Source organism: Polaromonas sp., from assembly GCF_029945685.1.
Taxonomy (GTDB): Bacteria; Pseudomonadota; Gammaproteobacteria; order Burkholderiales; family Burkholderiaceae_C; genus Polaromonas.
In genome coordinates this window covers 236,976-254,279 of the sequence record NZ_JAQSDA010000007.1, presented here as the reverse complement: position 1 = coordinate 254,279, position 17,304 = coordinate 236,976, and the positions used below count along the sequence as shown (strand labels likewise).

The window sequence follows — 17,304 nt, the reverse complement described above, 5'->3', positions numbered from 1 at the left end:
GTAGCACTTCACAAGGACCCGTATGTCGTCGATCACCCTGCGTTTTCTGGCCGAACCGAGCACCATCAACTTCGGCGGGAAGGTCCACGGCGGCACCGTCATGAAGTGGATTGACGAAGCCGGCTATGCCTGCGCCACGCGCTGGGCCAAACGCTACTGCGTCACGGTGTCGGTCGGCAGCATCCGCTTCCAGCGCCCCATCATGATCGGCGCCCTGGTGGAGGTTGAGGCGCGGCTGGCCTACACCGGCAGCACCAGCATGAACATCGCGGTCGAGGTGCGCGCCGGCGACATGAAAACCGGCGAGATGGAAGTCATCACCGAGTGTGTGGTGGTGTTTGCGGCGGTGGACCCGAACGGTAAAACCATCCCCGTGGAACCCTGGTTGCCCGAAACCCCGGGTGACATTGCCCTGGCGCAGCACGTGCGAACCCATCTGAACGCTGCACGCGCCGCGCTGCCGGGCGTGTGATGCGGCCCGCTGCCCTGACTGGCCGCGACCTCGCGGCCGCCCTCGTGGTGGTGGTGGTCTGGGGCGTCAATTTTGTGGTCATGAAATTCGCGCTGCGCGACTTCACGCCCTTGCAGCTGGGCGCCGCGCGTTATGTCTTTGCCGTGTTGCCGCTGCTGCTGTTTGTCCGGCCGCCCGCCATCCCGTGGAAATGGCTGGCCCTCTACGGGCTGTTCCAGGGTGTCGGGCAGTTCGGCATCCTGTTCCTCGCGCTGAAAGTCGGCATGACGGCGGCGCTGGCTTCGGTGCTGCTGCAGACCCAGGTGTTTTTCACTGCGCTTTTCGGTTTTGTACTGCTGCGCGAGCGCGCCAGCCCGCCGCTGCAGGCAGGCATGGTGCTCGCCGCGCTGGGCCTGGCCTGCTTTGCAATGAACTACCTGGTGCCGGCCGCCGGGGGCGCTGTCGCCGCCACCACGCTGGCGGGTTTCGTGCTGACACTGGGCGCCGCGGCCATGTGGGCCATGTCCAACATCGTGGCGCGCCATGTGCAGCAGGCTGGCCGGGCCTATTCTCCGATGGCTTTTGTGGTCTGGAGCAGCGCCTTCGCCATCCTGCCTTTTGTGTTGCTGTCGCTGGTGTTCGACCCCGAAGCCATACGCTGGCAGTGGACCCAGGCACGCGCCTCCAGCTGGCTGGCGGTGGCCTATCTCGGCTGGGTTGCGACCATCCTGGGTTACAGCCTGTGGACTGGCCTGCTCAAGCGCCACCCCGCCAACCGCGTGGCGCCCTTCAGCCTGGGCGTGCCGGTGGTGGGCCTGACCACCGGCATGCTGGTGCTCGGCGAAGCCATCACACCCTGGCAGTGGGCCGGCATCACGCTGGTGGTGGCGGCGCTGGCCTGTGTGATGCTGGGCGGGCTGATCAAGCCGCGCTGAGACGCGTCGGCCCCGTGGCTGGCTGACTGAAATGCGCGGCCAGCAACTCCAGCGCATGCCGCACCTTGGCGGGCTGCTCGCCGCGCCGCGGCGTCACCGCATACACCGGCAGGTCGGCCGGCTGCCAACCGGGCAAGACCGGCAGAAGGCGGCCGTCGGCCAGCGCGCGGCGGTCGTCGTCGCTGACCACCATGCTGATGCCCCAGCCCGCCACACACAAGGCGTGCAGGGCCGTCACCTGCGTGGCCTGCACGCGCCCCTGCATGCGCACCGTCTGGTGCTCGCCGTCCGGGCCCTGCAAGTCCAGCAGTTCGCCGCCGGCCGCACCCGGCCGGCCGCCCAGCCAGTCGTGTTGCAGCAGGTCTTGCGGCTGCGCCGGCCAGCCCCGCCCGGCCAGATAGGCCGGTGATGCGCACAGTTGCCGCTTCATGCTGCCGAGCTTGCGCGCCACCAGCGTTGAATCGGCCAGCGCCCCCACACGCAGGGCGATGTCCACGCGGGCAGCGATCAGGTCGATCACCGCGTCATCCAGCAGCAGGTGCAAAGACAGCTTCGGGTGCGCGCGCAAGGGCGCAAGCGCGGTGGCGAGCAGGCCGCCAAAACCAATCGGGGCCGCCAGCCGCAACTCGCCTTCGGGTTGGTCACGCAGGCGCGCCAGGGCCTGTTCGGCCGAGCGCGCAGCGGCCACCATGGCCGCGCAACCGGTGTGATAACGCTCTCCGGCTTCGGTCAGCGTGAGCCGCCGGGTCGAACGGTGCAGCAGGGCCAGACCCAGCGACTCCTCGAGCTGGCGCAAATGCTGGCTGACCGCCGAAGGTGTCATGCCCAGCTGGCGCGCCGCCGCCGTCAGCGAGCCCGCAGCCACCACCTCGGCAAAAATCGCCATCCGTTTGTAGGAGTTCATTTTTTGGCTCTATTGGTTAGTTCTACTTCACAGTATTAGCAATTTTTCCCGACTATTCAATTATTTATGAAGTAATCAGACTAGAGGCTTCTTTTTACCTTCAGGAGCTTTTCATGAACATCGCACTCATTGGCGCCACCGGTTTTGTCGGCGCCCCCGTCCTTTCCGAGCTGCTGGGCCGCGGCCACCAGGTCACCGTGCTGGCCCGCTCCCCGTCCAAGCTGCCCGCGCAAACGGGTCTGACTGTGGTGAAAGCCGATGCGCTGGATTCGGCGCAGGTGGCCCAAGCCGTCGCCGGCCATGACGCGGTGATCAGCGCCTACAACCCCGGCTGGAGCGAGCCGGCCATCCACGCCCTGCACCTGCAGGCCAGCCGGGCCATCGTGCAAGGCGTCAAGGCGGCGGGCCTGAAACGCCTGCTGGTGGTCGGTGGCGCCGGCAGCCTGTATGTCGCACCCGGCTTGCAGCTGGTGGACACGCCCGAGTTTCCGGCCCCGTACAAACAGGGCGCGCTGGCGGCCCGCGAGGCCTTGAACGAACTCAGGAAAGAAACCACGCTCGACTGGAGCTTTGTCTCGCCGCCGATTGCCCTGGCACCGGGCGAGCGCACCGGGAAGTACCGCGTCGGCGCCGACGACCTGCTGCCCGGCCAGGGCGGCCAGCCGGCCGGCATTTCAGTGGCCGACCTGGCCGCGGCCATCGTTGATGAAATCGAGACGCCGCGGCATGTGCAGAAACGGTTTACCGTCGCTCATTGAACCAAATCGGCCACCAGCCCTTTAAACACGGGCGCCGACCGCTACTGAAAATATAGCAGGCCAGCCCGCTGCGACGCCTGCGAAACCCTGCAGCGGCGCGGCGAGGCTTTTTACAAAGGCCGGCGGCGCGCGAAACGCACCACGGTGACACCGGCGCGGGCCTGGCGCACCGAAGGCATCACCAGCACACAGTCGTCGTACGGTGTACTCACAGGCTCGCTGTCGTTCCAGCCAATCACGGTGCCGGCGTGCTCTATCAGCTCCAGCCCCTGGAAAGCGTGGGTAAAACGGAACCGGTCGCTGCGCGCCACCACCGGGCCGGTGACTTCCAGCACCCACTGGCGCGGGGCATCTCCTTGCAGCCAGCCCGGCAGGGCGCGTTGCAGGGTCGCCTCGTCCAGCACTCCGGCGGCCCGCAGGAAACGCACGCACATGTCCTGCGCCACCACGCGGCTGCCCGGATCGCCATGAAAGCCGCATTCCAGCAGGAGTGAGCAGGCCGCGTCCTCGCCCTGCGGGTTGAGTTCTCCAAAACGGCCGAAGTCGCGCATACGCACGCCGTCCTTGTGCCCCGCATCCACCACCACGTGTTCAGGCGCACGCAGACGGTGGGCCAGCGCCAGGTTGCGTGGCTGCATGCCGGCCAGCAGCAAGGGGGCGGCGCGTTCGTGCATGGAGTGCAGGTCGAGCAGCCAGTCGGCCTGCTCGACGAACGGTCGGAGTTCAGCGGCCCGTCGGCGTTCCAGCGTGTTGCCGCTGGCCATGCGATCGACCTGCCATTGGCGATTCATGTCCTCATCGACAAAACGCGAGGCGTCGTGGCGGGCGGGGTCAAAGCAGTCAAAGGCCGCCAGGTTGCACAAGGCCAGTGTCAGTTGGCCGCGCTGGGGCCGCACACCGGCCTCGAGCAGCCCCTTGATCGCCCACGCCCCGCACAGCTCGTTGCCGTGGATCAGGGCGGTGATCAGCACCTGCCTGCCCGGCAGGCCCGAGTCAAACTGCCAGACACCTTCGGTGCCGGTGTTGCCCGCGCGCCAGGCGGCAATGTCGGGCTTGGGCAAATCAAATGGCAGGGCGGTGCTCATTCCTTGATGTTCGCAAACTCGACAATGCGTTTGTATTTGGCGGTTTCCTGGCTCAGGAACCGGGGCATGTCCACATTGAGGGGCGAAACCGTCGAACCCGAATCTTCCAGCTTCTTGCGCAGCTCGGGCGTCTGCAGGGAATCGTTCAGGGCTTTCTTGAGCTTGGCCACCACCGGCTCGGGCAGGCGGGCCGGTCCCATCAGCGCAAACCAGATGTTGATGTCGATGCCCTTGAGCCTGGGCGTCTCGGCCAGAGCCGGGATGTCGGCAGTCATCGGCGAGCGCCGGGCTTCGGTGGTGCCGAGCGCAACCACCTTGCCGCTTCGGATGTGCGGCAGGCCGCTGGACAGCACGAACACACCGAAGTCAATGTTGTTGCCCAGCAGATCGTTGGCCAGGGGCGCCACGCCGCGGTAGGGAATGTGGGTCATGAAGAGGCCGCCCTGGTCCTTGACCATCTCGCCGGCCAGATGCAGGGCAGTGCCCACGCCGGAGCTGCCAAAACTGTACTTGCCGGGGTTTTGCCGGACCAGGCTCATGAACTGGTCCACCGTCTTGACGCCCGACTTCTGCGAGGCCACCAGCACCATGGGCTGGGTGGCGATCAGGCCGATCGGCGTGAAGTCCTTGACGTCGTACTTGACGGCGCTCGACACCAGCCGGGTGATGGCGATTTCATTGCTGGCGCCGACCAGCAGCGTGTAGCCGTCAGGTGCGGCATTGGCGACCTTCTGCGCGCCGATCGCGCCACCGGCACCGCCCACGTTGTCAATAATCACCGGCACGCCCAGCTTGCGCGACAGCTCGGCGCCCAAGGTGCGCCCGTTGAGGTCGGTGCTGCCACCAGGCGGGTAGGCCACCACGATGGTGATGGGTTTGCTGGGATAGCTGTCAGGCTGGGCGCTCACGCTGGCGCAGGCCAGCAAAGCCAGGGCAGTGCACACGGCGGTACGGCGCGAAAGAGGCAGGAACGACATGGTTTTTCTTTCAACAGTCAGGGGAAGGGAGGTCCGTCGGTGATCCTGGCGTAGCATGGGCGGACATCGCGACACCTGAAAGGACACAGACCTTTTCATTGTCTTGATGGCGGTTTTCCGTTTGGTGCCGTTCTGGCACCATCCATGGCTGTTTTGGCAACAGCTCAGCGCTGCGCCATCACCTGCCACAGACGTTCGGCCAGCGCGTTCAGGCGGTGCTTGGCGCGGTAAGCCCGCACCTCGAAGCCGACCTCCAGGTGCGCGTCGCCCAGCACCACCAGCTGGCCGTCCTTGCAGGCAGCCGAGACCATGGACCACGGCAGCCAGGCCACCCCCAGGCCCTTGAGTGCGTATTCGTACACGGCGTCGGCCGAGTCGCACTCGATCACCCGTTGCAGGCGCGGAGCATGCGGGTTGTTGGCCAGATGGTCCTGCACCAGGCGGCCCAGCGCCAGGGTGCCGGCAAAAGCCAGGTAGGGCGTGCCGGCCTTGGCGCCAAAGCGGTGCTGCCCGCGCCCCTGGGCATTGGCCCGGGTGACCGGCACCAGCCGGTCCCGGGCCAGCGTCAGGTGCGCGTACTGGCGCGCACTGAGGCGCACGGCCAGCAGTGGGTGATGGTAGATCAGCATGAAGTCGACCTCGCCGCGTTCCAGCATCTGCGCGGTGTCGGTCAGGGAGCGCGTCAGGATGCGCAGCTCGCCCTCCCCCAGCAGCGGCCTGAAACGCAGCAGCAGATCGGCCGCCAGGGTGCGCGCCAGCGTGCGCCCGGTGGCGAGCGCGACCAGGTTCTCGTGGCGTCCGGCGGCAGTGAGCAGCTCGTCGTGCGCGGACTTCAGGTTGCCCACCATCTGCTGCGCGTTGTCCAGCAGGCTGGCGCCGGCGGCAGTGAGTGTCAGCGGGGTTTTCTCGCGCTCGATCAGCGTCGTGCCGGCCCAGGCCTCCAGCGCCTTGATGCGGCGCCCGAAGGCCGGGTGTGTGACGTGGCGCAACTCGGCCGCGCGGCTGAAGCTGCGGGTTTGCGCGAGCGCCACGAAGTCTTCCAGCCATTTGAGTTGCATGGAGGTCGGCTCGCGGGGTTGCAGCCTGGGCTTCAGCCCCGCGCAGCCTGCAGCAGATCGCGCGTGCGCAGGGCTTCGCGCCGCGCCGCTTCGGCAAAGTCGTCACCCGACGAGGCGTAAATGATGGCACGGGAGGAGTTGACGATGATGGGTGCGCCCGGCCGCCAGCCGGCTTTGACCGTCGCCACCGCGTCGCCGCCCTGCGCACCGACGCCGGGAATCAGCAGCGGCAAGCTCGGTGCCACCGCACGTACCCGTTCGATCTCTGCCGGGTAGGTGGCGCCCACCACCAGGCCCAGCTGGCCGTTGAGGTTCCACGGGCCCTGCGCCAGGCGCGCCACATGTTCGTAGAGCAGCGGCTGGCCTTCGATGGAGGCCAGCCGCTGGTTCTGCAGGTCGTCGCCGCCGGGGTTGGAGGTGCGGCACAGCAAAAACGCACCCTTGCCTGCGTGCTTGAGATAGGGCGCGACCGAGTCAAACCCCATGAAGGGCGACAGCGTTACCGCGTCGGCGCCGTAACGCTCGAAGGCCTCGATGGCGTACTGCTCGGCAGTGCTGCCGATGTCGCCGCGCTTGGCGTCCAGGATGATGGGCACCTGCGGCGCCACGCGGCGCATGTGCTCCATCAGGCGTTCGAGCTGGCCTTCGGCGCGGTGCGCGGCAAAGTAGGCGATCTGCGGCTTGAAGGCAATCGACAGATCGGCGGTGGCGTCGACGATGGCGGCGCAGAAGTCGTAGATCTTGTTGGCGTCGCCCTTGTAGCGGCCCGGAAACTTCACCGGGTCCGGGTCCAGGCCCACACACAGCATCGATTGGTTCTGGCGCTCAGCCGCGCCCAGCATCTCGAGAAAGGTCATCCCTTATTGTAAGAAGGTGGCCGAAACGCGTGCCCCGCCAAAGCGGGACAATCAAGCCACTTGCTACAACGGAGACCGGGAGACATGCATCTGAGCCGACAACAACTCGTCCTGCTGGTTTTGCTGACACTGGCCTGGGGCATCAACTGGCCCATCATGAAAGTCGGCGTTGCCGACTTTCCGCCGCTCACCTTTCGCGCCCTGTCGATCTGGCTGGGCATTCCGGTGCTGGGCGCAGCCATGCTGCTGATGAAGGTGCCGTTTTTTGTGCCGCGCGAGAAGTACCGCGAGCTGTTCTGGCTGGCGTTTTCCAACATGTTTGTCTGGCACGGGCTGATCATCCTGGCGGTGAAAAATCTCAGCAGCGGGCGGGCTGCCATCCTGGGTTACACCATGCCGATTTTTTCGGCGCTGTTCGGTGCCTGGTTCTTCGGCAACCAGCTCCAGCGCCGCAGCTGGCTGGGTGTGGCCGCGGCCGCGCTGGGCGTGTCGCTGCTGCTGTGGCACGAGCTGACCAACCTGTCGGGCCGGCCCGTCGGGGTGCTCTGCGCGCTGGCCGCCGCGGCGACCTGGGCCGTCGGCACACAGAAACTGCGCAACACCACGATGCCGGTCGCCACCCTGACGATTTCCTTCTGGATGACGGTGATGACGGCGGTGGTGATGACCGGGCTGAGCGCGCTCTTTGAAATGCCGCAGTGGAAGGCGCCGCCGGCTGTGAGCTGGGCCTCGATTCTCTACAACGCCGTGATCATTTTCGGTTTTGCCCACGCGGCCTGGTTTTTCCTGGCGCGCAGCCTGCCGCCTATTGCCTCCACCCTGAGCGTGATGATGATTCCCATCCTCGGCGTGTTCACCGGCGCGCTGGGCCTGGGCGAGGTCCTGCACTGGCAGGACTGGGCCGCCGTGGTGCTGATGGTGGTGGCGATTGCCTCGGTGCTGGCGCCGCAGCGGGCAGCGGCCAAGTAAGACGCAGCGCAGGAATTTCCTCCCCAACCAGCCGGGGCCGCGGATCTGGCTCTGCCAGTCCGCAGGCGCAGCGCCCCCTCGGGGGGCAGCGAGCTACACGGAGTGAGCGAGCGTGGGGGCCACATCCATGGCAAGGCAAAGGTCATCCCAGGCCTTGGCCTTGTCACCCAGGCTGCGCAGCAGGTAGGCCGGGTGGTAGCTGACGACCACCGGCACGCCGAGGTAGCTGTGCACCTGGCCGCGCAGCTTGCCGAGCGGGATTTTCTGCACCTCGGGCACGCTGTCCTGCAGCAGCGACTGGGCCGCAAATTTTCCCAGCGCCAGAATGATTTTCGGTTGCAGCAGCTCGACCTGGCGTTTCAGGTAAGGCTCGCACTGCGCCACTTCCGCCGGATCCGGGTTGCGATTGGCCGGCGGGCGGCACTTGAGAACGTTGGTGATGAAAAGGCTGGTTGACAGGCCGGCACGCGGCACGCTGGCGTCGCTGCCGCGCTGCAGCCCCATGGCCAGCAACATGTTGTCGAGCAGCTTGCCGGCCTGGCCGACAAAGGGTTCGCCGGCAAGGTCCTCGTTTTCACCGGGGGCCTCGCCGACGATGAGCCAGTCCACCTGCGGCGCGGCGCCGTCGGCGGCCGCCGGTCCGATACCAAACACCGTGTTTTTACGGTTTTCGCACAGGGCGCAGGCGCGGCAGCCCGCCACCGCAGCCTGCAGCGCGGGCCAGTCCATACGCTCCACGCCCTCCGGACGCGGCTGCAGTCCGGGCGTCGGGCGCGACACCGGCGCTTGGGCCGGTACCGGTCGCAGCGCCGGTGCGGCGGTGGGTGCGGGCGCACGTGCCGGTTCGGCCTCAGCATCCAATCGTGCTTCAGCCCTTTCAGGACGGGCGCCAACAGCTACTGTATTGATAGCAATATCCACTACCGCCGGCGGGGGCGCGGGCGGTTGCCACAGACGCACACCCATTTCGCGCAGCATGGCGCGTTGGCGTTTGTCCAGGTCCAGGCTCATCGCGGCGCCTTCACAAGGCCAGGCTCATGACCACCGCGTCTTCGCGTGTAGCATGGGCCGCGGGGTAATACTGACGCCGGGTGCCGACGTGGCGAAAGCCGTAACGCTCGTACACCGTCCTGGCGCGGTCGTTGCTCACGCGCACCTCCAGCCACAGCCACTGCGCGCCCTGCCCGCGCGACCAGAGCGCCAGCGCATCGAGCATCACGCGGGCCCAGCCCTGGTGCTGGTGCACCGGTGCCACCGTGATGTTGAGCAGGTGCACTTCGTCCACCCCTTTCATGGCCACAAAATAGCCCAGCAGTTCCGCGTCCGGCCCGCTGCCGCCGGTGAGCACCAGCGCCTGGTAACCAGCGTGGAGTGAATCGCTGAAATTGCCGCGTGACCAAGGGTGGGCGTAGGCGCTTTCCTCCACCCGCAGCACCGCATCGAACCACAACTCGGTCATGGGTTCGAACTGGGCTTCCAGGGGCTGGAGAACGGCGCTCATGCCTCATTATCGGCCGGCCGCCGAGGCGATGCCGGCCTTGACGCGGGCACGCTCTTCGGTGGTCAGGGCGACCTTGTCACGGACATACAGCGGCAGCGCCTGGCTGGCGGGCACGCCCTGGCCGGCGGCCAGCAACGCAGGCGCCAGCCGCAGCATGGCCCCCGCTGTCGGCAAGGCGGTGAGGCGCAGCAGGCTGTCCGGAAACACCGGCAGGCGCGCCGCGTAGACACCGAACACATTGCCGGCAAGCAGGTCGTCCGCCGGATCGGGCTGCAGGTCTTCCGGGCGGATCAGGGCGCAGTCGGCCAGCGCGGTCCAGCGCCCGGCGTCGCAGGCGAACCGCTGCACATACATCTCGTCCATGCGTGCATCGAGCAGCGCCGTGACCTGCAGGCGGGCCGAGGCCTGCGGTCCTTCGTGCTGGAAGCGGGCCTCCTCGGCCACCGCCATCAGGGTGTCCATCGGCAGCACCGGCAGGCGCGCGCCCAGCGCCAGGCCCTGCGCCACCGAGCAGGCCGTGCGCAGGCCGGTGAAGGAGCCGGGGCCGCGGCCAAACACCAGCGCGTCCAGATCGGCCAGCGCCAGCCCGGCCTGGCCCAGCAACTCGAGAATCGCCGGAATCAGCGTGCTGGATGCCTGCGCGCCACCGGGTCCGGTGTGCTGCCAGATGCGCTGGCCGTCGGTGAGGGCCAGCGACATGCTGTCGGTGCTGGTGTCAAAAGCCAGGAGTTTCATGGGTTGATGCATCAAATCAGGATTTAGCCCTTGTGGGCCGTGCGCCACCAGCTATCAAATCAGGAGCGGCCGCCGGGACGCGTTGGGCCTGCACACGCACGCCGAACACAATGCCCAGGGTCACCAGCGCCAGCCCGGCGAGCAGGTTCCAGTAGAGCGGTTCACCCAGGAAAATCACCGCGCCCAGCGCCGACAGGCCGGGCACCACCGCCGTGATCATGGTTGAGCGCACCGGGCCGAAGGACTGGACCATCTTGGTGAAGGTGATGCCCGAAATCACCACCGACCCCACGCCCTGGAACACCATCTGGAAAACAATCTCGCTCCAGGGCGCGCTGGCCAGCCGGGTGGCGATGGCGCCCGAATACGCCAGCAGGCTGTAGACCGGCACATAGGTCACAAAGGCAAACACGCTGATGGCAATGGTGGCGGAGACCGCCTGCAGCGCATGTTTGCGCACCAGCACCGAATACACGGCCCAGCAAGTGGAGGCGCAGAGAAACAGCAGGTCGCCCTTCCAGACCTGGCTGCCGGCCTGCGTCCAGGCCTGCAGCAAGCTGGCGCCGCCCACCATCACGTCGCCCAGAAAAATCAGGCCCAGGCCGATGGCGCGCACCGGGGTCACACGGTCTTTCAGGATCAGCACGGCCATCAGGGTGGTGCTCAGCGGCAGGGTGCCGGGCAGCAGCACCGAGGCATGGGCCGCCGGTGCGAAATAAAAGCCGCTGTAGGCCAGGCAGGCGTAACCGACACCGCCGACCAGGCCGATCAGCGCGGTGAGCCTGAAACCCAGCGGCGACAGGCCCAGCCAGCTCGGCGGCGCCAGCGCGGGGCGGCTGTCACGCGCGCGCCGCCAGACCAGCCAGGCGCCCCAGGGCAGCAGCACCAGCGCCGCACCGATGAAACGCAGCAGGCTGATGTCCAGCGGCGTGAGGCTGCGGTGCGCCGTGGCACGTGCAATCACGATGAAGGAGGTCCAGATGGTGACGGTCACGATGGCGGCAAGCACGCCGACCGTCTTGGGAGAAAAACGCATGGGTCGATTATCCGGGCAAGCGGCTGCTTCGCAGGATTAGTACTGCAACCCGAAAATATCGAAACATGAAAGCGCGCCTTCGCACCCATGGCGGCGTTGCCATCCTTGCGAAGGCGTACAGCCTTCGCTGCGGCTTGCGCCTTGCCCTGGGCACGAAGTCATCTCTTTCATTTTGTTTCGCTACTTCCGTGCTGCAGTACTAGGCCGATAATCAGCCATGCTCCCCTCTCCCCTGTTGCTCTGCCGGCTGGCTGCCGCGCTCGCCCTGAGCCTGGCCCCCGGCTGGGTACTGGCCCAGAAAGCCGTGCGCGCCCCCAAACTGGCCCTGCCCCCGGCCATCGCCAAGGCCCTGGTGCGTGCGCAGGTTCCGCCGGACGCCGTCACGCTGCTGGTGCTGGACGCCTCGGGCCGGCAACCGCCGCGCCTGGAACACCGCAGCACGGTGCCCATGAACCCGGCATCGGTCATGAAGCTGGTGACCACTTACGCCGCACTCGACGTACTCGGACCCGACTACACCTGGAACACCCGCCTGACGCTGGACGGCAGCCTGTCGGAGGGCATTCTGCACGGCAACCTGGTGGTGCGCGGCGGCGGCGACCCCAAGCTGGTGGTCGAGCGGCTGCAGGCGCTGCTGGGCCAGGTGCAGGCCAGCGGCGTGAAGGTGATACGCGGCGACATCGTGCTGGACCGCAGCGCCTTCCTGGTGCCGGCACTGGACGCCGGCGAGTTCGACGGCGAGCCGCTGCGACCCTACAACGCGCGCCCCGATGCCCTGCTGATCAACTTCAAGTCGCTGGTGATGCGCTTCACGCCCGACCCGGCCAACGGCCACGCGCGGGTTCAGAGCGAGCCGCCCATGGCCGGCCTGCTGGTGGATGACACGGTGCCGCTGGCACGTGTGAGCCGCTGCGGTGACTGGCGCAGCGAGCTGCGCGCCAGCGTGCACAGCCCCGACCGCATCCAGTTCGCCGGCAGCTACTCGGCGGCCTGCGGCGAACGCCTCTGGCCCACGGCGTACGCCGAGCCCGCCAGCTTTGCGGCGCGCGCCATCGAAGGCTCGTGGCGCGCGCTCGGCGGCCTGCTGACCGGCAGCGCACGCGACGCCACACCGGCCGAGCTGGCCATGCTGCGCGCCCGCGGCACGCTGTCGGGTGAAAAAGCGCCGCTGCGCCTGGACGCGCCTTCGCTGCCGCTGCGCGACATCGTGCGTGACGTCAACAAGTTCTCCAACAACGTGATGGCCCAGCACCTCTTCCTCACCTTGGGGCGCAACGCCCAGCCGGGCGACAACCCGCAAGGCACGCCAGAAGCCGGCCGTGCCGCGCTGGCGGCCTGGTGGAAAAAAATCCTGCCCCGGCAGGAGGCCCCGGTGATGGACAACGGCTCGGGCCTGAGCCGCGTCGAACGCATCAGCGCCGCCAGCCTGGCAGCCATGCTGCAGGTCGCTGCGCAAGGCCGCGTCGCGCAGGACCTGCTCGACTCCCTGCCGATCGCCGGCGTGGACGCCACGATGCGCAACCGCGCTACCGCGGTCACCGGACAGGCCTTCATGAAAACCGGCTCGCTGCGCGACGTGACGGCCGTGGCCGGTTACGCCAACGGCGCCAGCGGCGCGCGTTACATCGTGGTCGGCATGGTCAACCATCCGAATGCGATCGCGGCGCGGCCGGCGCTGGATGCATTGATCCAGTGGGCGGTGCAGGAGAGGTGACGCCGCGTTGGGTTGTTGCATCACGCTGCGGCTTGGGTTCGCTATGGACAGTAGGCGCAACTCCCCACTCCCACTCCTAACCCCTGCCCTCGCCCCGCTGGGCGATGGAGGGGGACTTCATTTGGCTGCGTGTGCTGCTCTTGCGTGCAAACATGACGGTCCCGGACTCCGACGATGACGCGCAAAGCGCGTCATCGTCTCCCCGAATCCGCTCCCGCTTTCATCCCCCACCCGTCGGGCTGGGCCGAGGAGCACAGCCGAAAACGGATCAGGGCGAGCGATTGTCTGAGCGAAGCGAGTTCGAGCTCGACCCCGTTTTCGGCGAGCACCGCAGGTTGCCCGTAGCGAAGCGGAGGGACCCAGACCATCGGGTCGCCTTTTCTTTTGCTTACTTTTCTTTTGGCGACGCAAAAGAAAAGTGAGTTGCCGCCGGGCAACCCCCGGCCAGCAGACGCGCACCAACTACCAAGCATCGAGGCTGCCAGAAATGGCTCCAGGAGCAAGCCTGGGATGACAAGCCCAAGGAGGGAATCAGCTCAGCACCACGCTGCTCAAGCGCCGGCGGTAAGTCGCCACGGTAGGATCATCCGGCGGAATCTGGCCGTCGGCGACCTTGACCCGGGGCGGCTCGATGATCTCCAGGATGGACACAAAGGTCTTGCGCGCCAGCTCCCCGTTCCACGACTTGTCGCGCATCAGGATCTCCAGCAACTCGTCCATCGCAGGCACCCAGCGCTGCTGGCTCATGTGGAGCTGCGCCAGCGCGTAACGGGTGTCGAAATCCCGCTTGTTGGCAGCAAGTTTTGCGTCAAATCCGGCTTGAGCCTTTGCCGCGTCTGCGTGAGCAGCTCCTGATTCAATAGCATTGAACCAGTGTTGCAGGGTCTCGAACTTGCGCACGGTCGGCGCCTTGCTGGCCACCGGTGCAAAAGCGGCCCTGGCGTGTTCCACCTGACCGTGCTGCAGCAGCAGGCGGATGTAGTCAAAACGGGCGTTGTCGTCGGCCGGGTCGGTGGCGACGGCCGCCTGCAGTTTTTCCAGCACGGCGGCCGGGCTGGTGTCTTCCGGCTCGGCGATTGCTTCATCGGCGGGCGGCAGGTCTTCGGCCGGCGGCAGGTGTTTGTCCAGAAACTCCTTGACCTTGCCTTCGGGCAGCGCGCCGGCAAACCCGTCGACCGGCTGGCCGTTCATCATCAGGATGCAGGTCGGGATGCTGCGGATGCCGAAGGCAGCGCCGAGTTGCTGCTCCTGGTCCGAGTCGATCTTGACCAGCTTGAAGCGTCCGCCGTAGGCGATCTCGACCTTCTCCAGAATCGGGCCGAGGGATTTGCAGGGTCCGCACCAGGGCGCCCAGAAATCAATCAGCACGGGGATGGTCATGGAAGCCGCAACAACTTCCTCTTCAAAATTGGCAATGGTGACGTCGATCATGGTGCTGGACAAATAGGGGTGGGTGAAGGTGTTTTCAACAGGCACGGTGGTGCCGCGCTGGCACGATAGCATGCGGCGGCCGGCCCCGGCGGCCCACCAGCCCGTAAAATCAGCGCTGGCAGGCAACGATTAACCGCACAGCAGGCCCGGAAGGCAACACATGACAACAACGCAAGATCTCAAGCCACCCCTGGTGGGTGTGGTGATGGGTTCCAGCAGCGACTGGACCACCATGCAGCATGCCGTGCAGATTCTCCAGCAGTTCGGGGTGGCGCACGAGGCGCGCGTGGTCTCGGCCCACCGCATGCCCGACGAACTGTTTGCCTATGCCGAACAGGCCGGCGGGCGCGGCCTGCACGCCATCATTGCCGGTGCCGGCGGCGCCGCGCACCTGCCGGGCATGCTGGCCGCCAAAACCGCGGTACCGATTCTCGGCGTACCGGTGGCCAGCAACCACCTGCAGGGGGTCGATTCGCTGCACAGCATCGTGCAGATGCCCAAGGGCGTGCCGGTCGCGACCTTTGCCATCGGCAACGCCGGTGCGGCCAACGCCGCCCTGTTTGCGGTGGCCATGTTGGCCCTGCACGACAAGACCCTGGCCGACAAGCTGCAGGCCTTCCGCGCCGAGCAGACCGCCGCGGCCCGCGCCATGACCCTGCCGCCGGCATGAGTCTTCCGATTCTCCCCGGCTCCGTGGATGCCGCGGGTCAGCCTGCGACCCTGGGCGTGATGGGCGGCGGCCAGCTCGGCCGCATGTTTGTGCATGCGGCGCAGCGGCTCGGTTATTTCACGGCCGTGCTCGACCCCGATCCGACCAGCCCGGCCGGCCGCGTCAGCCACTATCACATCCAGACCGCTTACCGGGACGAGAACGGCCTGGCGCAGCTGGCCTCGCTGTGCGCCGCCATCAGCACCGAATTTGAAAACGTTCCGGCCGACGCACTGCAGACCCTGGCCGTGGACCGGCCGGTGGCGCCCGGCGCCGCTGCGGTCGCCATTGCGCAAAACCGCATCGAGGAAAAGGCCCACTTCACCGCCAGCGCCGGTGTGGCGGGCGTGACCTGCGCGCCGTATGCCGTTATCGAAACGCCGGCGCAGCTGGCCGCCGTACCACCCGATCTGCTGCCCGGCATTGTGAAAACCGCGCGCATGGGTTATGACGGCAAAGGCCAGGTGCGCGTTGCCAACATGGCCGAACTCGCGGTGGCCTGGGCCGAGCTGAAGGGCGTGCCCTGCGTGCTGGAAAAACGGTTGCCGCTGAAGGCCGAATGTTCGGTCATCGTTGCGCGTGGCTGGGACGGCGCCATCACCGGCTTTGCGCCGCAGTACAACGTACACGTGGACGGCATCCTCGCCGTCACTGCGGCTTATGAGGGGAATATGCCTGTAGCCCTTGCACTGCGGGCGCGAGCAGCTACGGAATCCATAGCAAACCATATCGGCTACGTGGGCGTGTTGTGTGTCGAGTTTTTTGTCATCGACGACGGCAGTGCCGATGGCGCGCTGGTGGTCAACGAAATGGCGCCGCGCCCGCACAACAGCGGTCACTACACGATGGACGCCTGCGACGTCTCGCAGTTCGACCTGCAGGTGCACGCCATGGCCGGCTTGCCGCTGCCGCAGCCGCGCCAGCATTCGCCGGCCATCATGCTCAACCTGCTCGGCGACCTGTGGTTTGACGCCGCCGACCAGCTGCGCACGCCCGACTGGCAGGCCGTGCTGGCCTTGCCGGGCACGCACCTGCACCTGTACGGCAAGCTCGAAGCGCGCGCCGGCCGCAAGATGGGCCACCTCACCATCACCGGCGCCGACGTGGCCGGCGTCACCGCGGTCGCGCGCCAGGCCGCGCAGCGGCTGGGGCTGCCCGGTCTGGATGCCTTGCCATGATTCGTGACGGCACCGACCCGGCGGCCATTCTGGAAGCCGCGCGCGTGATCCGGTCCGGCGGCCTGGTGGGCTTTCCCACAGAGACGGTGTATGGCCTGGGCGCCGATGCGGCCAGTGACAGCGCCGTGGCCGGCATCTTCGCCGCCAAGGGCCGGCCCAGCGATCACCCGCTGATCGTGCACGTGGCGGATGCCGCCCAGGTACCCGACTACGCGAGCAGCGTGCCGCCTTTTGCCGCACGCCTGATGCAGGCCTTCTGGCCCGGGCCACTGACCGTGATCCTGCCGCGCAAGCCGGGTGTGGCCGCCGCCGCCGCCGGCGGGCAGGACTCCATCGGCCTGCGCTGTCCCTCGCACCCGGTGGCGCTGGCTTTTCTGAAGGCCTGCGCCACCGGTGTCGCCGGCCCCAGCGCCAACCGCTTCGGCCGCGTCAGCCCGACCACCGCCCGGCATGTCGCTGAAGAATTCGGCGATGCCTTGCTGGTGCTTGACGGCGGGCCCTGCGCCGTCGGCATCGAGTCCAGCATCGTGGACTGCACGCGCGGCCGACCGGTGCTGCTGCGCCCCGGCCTGCTCACACGCACGCAGCTCGAGGTCGCCTGCGGCGAGCCGGTGCTCGACCAGGACGATGGGCAGCAGGAAAAAAGCACGCTGGGAGAGGCACCGCGCGCGTCCGGCACGCTGGTCTCGCACTACGCGCCCAACGCCCGGGTGCGCCTGATGGACGCCGGTGCGATCCAGACCGCACTCGACGTGCTCGGCGCAGAGGCCGCGCACATTGCCGTGTATGCCCGCAGCATCGTGCGCATCAAGTCGGCGCAGGTGCTGTACCGCCGCATGCCCGACGACGCCGCCGCCACCGCGCAGCAGCTGTTCGCCGTGCTGCGCGGCTTCGACGGCCAGGGCGTCAAGCTGATCTGGATTGAACACCTGCCGACCGACTCGGCCTGGGATGGTGTGCGGGACCGGCTGCAGCGGGCGGCCGCAAGTTGAGGCAAGCAAGGCTG

The 17,304-nt window shown here is 67.3% G+C and carries 18 protein-coding genes; 8 read left to right on the top strand and 10 right to left on the bottom strand.

All coding sequences use genetic code 11. The features are described from left to right. The first annotated feature begins 22 nt into the window (after nucleotides 1-22). A complete protein-coding gene (locus PSV26_RS05230; protein ID WP_300568521.1) occupies nucleotides 23-472 on the top strand; it encodes an acyl-CoA thioesterase in 450 nt (149 codons plus the stop codon). Further along, nucleotides 472-1,386: an EamA family transporter gene (locus PSV26_RS05225; RefSeq protein ID WP_300568519.1), complete on the top strand. Its 915-nt coding sequence runs from the start codon at nucleotides 472-474 to the stop codon at nucleotides 1,384-1,386. Before PSV26_RS05230 ends, PSV26_RS05225 begins: the two co-directional genes overlap by 1 nt. On the opposite strand, the gene PSV26_RS05220 is transcribed toward PSV26_RS05225, so the two are convergent. Then, complete coding sequence (locus tag PSV26_RS05220; RefSeq protein WP_300568517.1) at nucleotides 1,373-2,290, bottom strand: LysR family transcriptional regulator; 918 nt, start codon at nucleotides 2,288-2,290, stop codon at nucleotides 1,373-1,375. The genes PSV26_RS05225 and PSV26_RS05220 overlap by 14 nt on opposite strands. A gap of 113 nt (nucleotides 2,291-2,403) precedes the next feature. On the opposite strand from PSV26_RS05220, the gene PSV26_RS05215 reads away from it, so the two are divergent. Beyond that, nucleotides 2,404-3,048, top strand: coding sequence for an NAD(P)-dependent oxidoreductase (locus tag PSV26_RS05215; protein ID WP_300568515.1), 645 nt, complete (start codon nucleotides 2,404-2,406; stop codon nucleotides 3,046-3,048). 110 nt (nucleotides 3,049-3,158) lie between these two features. On the opposite strand, the gene PSV26_RS05210 is transcribed toward PSV26_RS05215, so the two are convergent. The 4 genes from PSV26_RS05210 to pyrF all read right to left on the bottom strand — a co-directional run bounded on the left by PSV26_RS05210 (nucleotide 3,159) and on the right by pyrF (nucleotide 7,025). Continuing rightward, entirely contained in the window at nucleotides 3,159-4,133 is a 975-nt protein-coding gene (locus PSV26_RS05210) for a succinylglutamate desuccinylase/aspartoacylase family protein (RefSeq protein WP_300568513.1), read from the bottom strand. After that, complete coding sequence (locus tag PSV26_RS05205) at nucleotides 4,130-5,110, bottom strand: tripartite tricarboxylate transporter substrate binding protein (RefSeq protein WP_300568511.1); 981 nt, start codon at nucleotides 5,108-5,110, stop codon at nucleotides 4,130-4,132. The genes PSV26_RS05210 and PSV26_RS05205 overlap by 4 nt, the downstream gene beginning before the upstream one ends. Nucleotides 5,111-5,274: 164 nt before the next feature. Next, nucleotides 5,275-6,168 (bottom strand): LysR substrate-binding domain-containing protein, encoded by an 894-nt coding sequence (locus PSV26_RS05200; protein WP_300568509.1) that lies wholly within the window; start codon nucleotides 6,166-6,168, stop codon nucleotides 5,275-5,277. Nucleotides 6,169-6,200: 32 nt separating this feature from the next. Further along, a complete protein-coding gene (gene pyrF, locus PSV26_RS05195) occupies nucleotides 6,201-7,025 on the bottom strand; it encodes an orotidine-5'-phosphate decarboxylase (protein WP_300568507.1) in 825 nt (274 codons plus the stop codon). 84 nt (nucleotides 7,026-7,109) lie between these two features. On the opposite strand from pyrF, the gene PSV26_RS05190 reads away from it, so the two are divergent. Further along, a complete protein-coding gene (locus PSV26_RS05190) occupies nucleotides 7,110-7,994 on the top strand; it encodes a DMT family transporter (protein ID WP_300568505.1) in 885 nt (294 codons plus the stop codon). A 93-nt stretch (nucleotides 7,995-8,087) separates the two neighbouring features. Here PSV26_RS05190 and PSV26_RS05185 read toward each other — a convergent pair whose 3' ends face one another. From PSV26_RS05185 to PSV26_RS05170, 4 genes are read right to left on the bottom strand one after another with little or no spacing between them, the layout of a single operon-like run. Continuing rightward, nucleotides 8,088-9,005, bottom strand: coding sequence for a uracil-DNA glycosylase (locus PSV26_RS05185; protein WP_300568503.1), 918 nt, complete (start codon nucleotides 9,003-9,005; stop codon nucleotides 8,088-8,090). A 10-nt stretch (nucleotides 9,006-9,015) separates the two neighbouring features. Then, nucleotides 9,016-9,495, bottom strand: coding sequence for a ribosomal protein S18-alanine N-acetyltransferase (gene rimI, locus PSV26_RS05180; protein ID WP_300568501.1), 480 nt, complete (start codon nucleotides 9,493-9,495; stop codon nucleotides 9,016-9,018). 6 nt (nucleotides 9,496-9,501) lie between these two features. After that, nucleotides 9,502-10,230, bottom strand: a complete 729-nt coding sequence (gene tsaB, locus PSV26_RS05175; protein WP_300515776.1) for a tRNA (adenosine(37)-N6)-threonylcarbamoyltransferase complex dimerization subunit type 1 TsaB — start codon at nucleotides 10,228-10,230, stop codon at nucleotides 9,502-9,504. Nucleotides 10,231-10,246: 16 nt separating this feature from the next. Continuing rightward, a complete protein-coding gene (locus tag PSV26_RS05170; protein WP_300515773.1) occupies nucleotides 10,247-11,266 on the bottom strand; it encodes a DMT family transporter in 1,020 nt (339 codons plus the stop codon). A gap of 217 nt (nucleotides 11,267-11,483) precedes the next feature. On the opposite strand from PSV26_RS05170, the gene dacB reads away from it, so the two are divergent. Beyond that, complete coding sequence (gene dacB / locus PSV26_RS05165; protein WP_300515770.1) at nucleotides 11,484-12,980, top strand: D-alanyl-D-alanine carboxypeptidase/D-alanyl-D-alanine-endopeptidase; 1,497 nt, start codon at nucleotides 11,484-11,486, stop codon at nucleotides 12,978-12,980. Between the two features lie 531 nt (nucleotides 12,981-13,511). On the opposite strand, the gene trxA is transcribed toward dacB, so the two are convergent. Continuing rightward, nucleotides 13,512-14,411 (bottom strand): thioredoxin, encoded by a 900-nt coding sequence (trxA, locus tag PSV26_RS05160; RefSeq protein ID WP_300568634.1) that lies wholly within the window; start codon nucleotides 14,409-14,411, stop codon nucleotides 13,512-13,514. A 160-nt stretch (nucleotides 14,412-14,571) separates the two neighbouring features. On the opposite strand from trxA, the gene purE reads away from it, so the two are divergent. From purE to PSV26_RS05145, 3 genes are read left to right on the top strand one after another with little or no spacing between them, the layout of a single operon-like run. Continuing rightward, nucleotides 14,572-15,081, top strand: a complete 510-nt coding sequence (gene purE, locus PSV26_RS05155) for a 5-(carboxyamino)imidazole ribonucleotide mutase (RefSeq protein WP_300515767.1) — start codon at nucleotides 14,572-14,574, stop codon at nucleotides 15,079-15,081. Further along, the gene (locus tag PSV26_RS05150) at nucleotides 15,078-16,298 is read left to right on the top strand and encodes a 5-(carboxyamino)imidazole ribonucleotide synthase (protein ID WP_300568499.1); all 1,221 of its coding nucleotides are present in this window, start codon (nucleotides 15,078-15,080) and stop codon (nucleotides 16,296-16,298) included. Before purE ends, PSV26_RS05150 begins: the two co-directional genes overlap by 4 nt. Next, nucleotides 16,295-17,290: an L-threonylcarbamoyladenylate synthase gene (locus tag PSV26_RS05145; RefSeq protein ID WP_300568497.1), complete on the top strand. Its 996-nt coding sequence runs from the start codon at nucleotides 16,295-16,297 to the stop codon at nucleotides 17,288-17,290. Before PSV26_RS05150 ends, PSV26_RS05145 begins: the two co-directional genes overlap by 4 nt. Nucleotides 17,291-17,304: the final 14 nt, after the last annotated feature.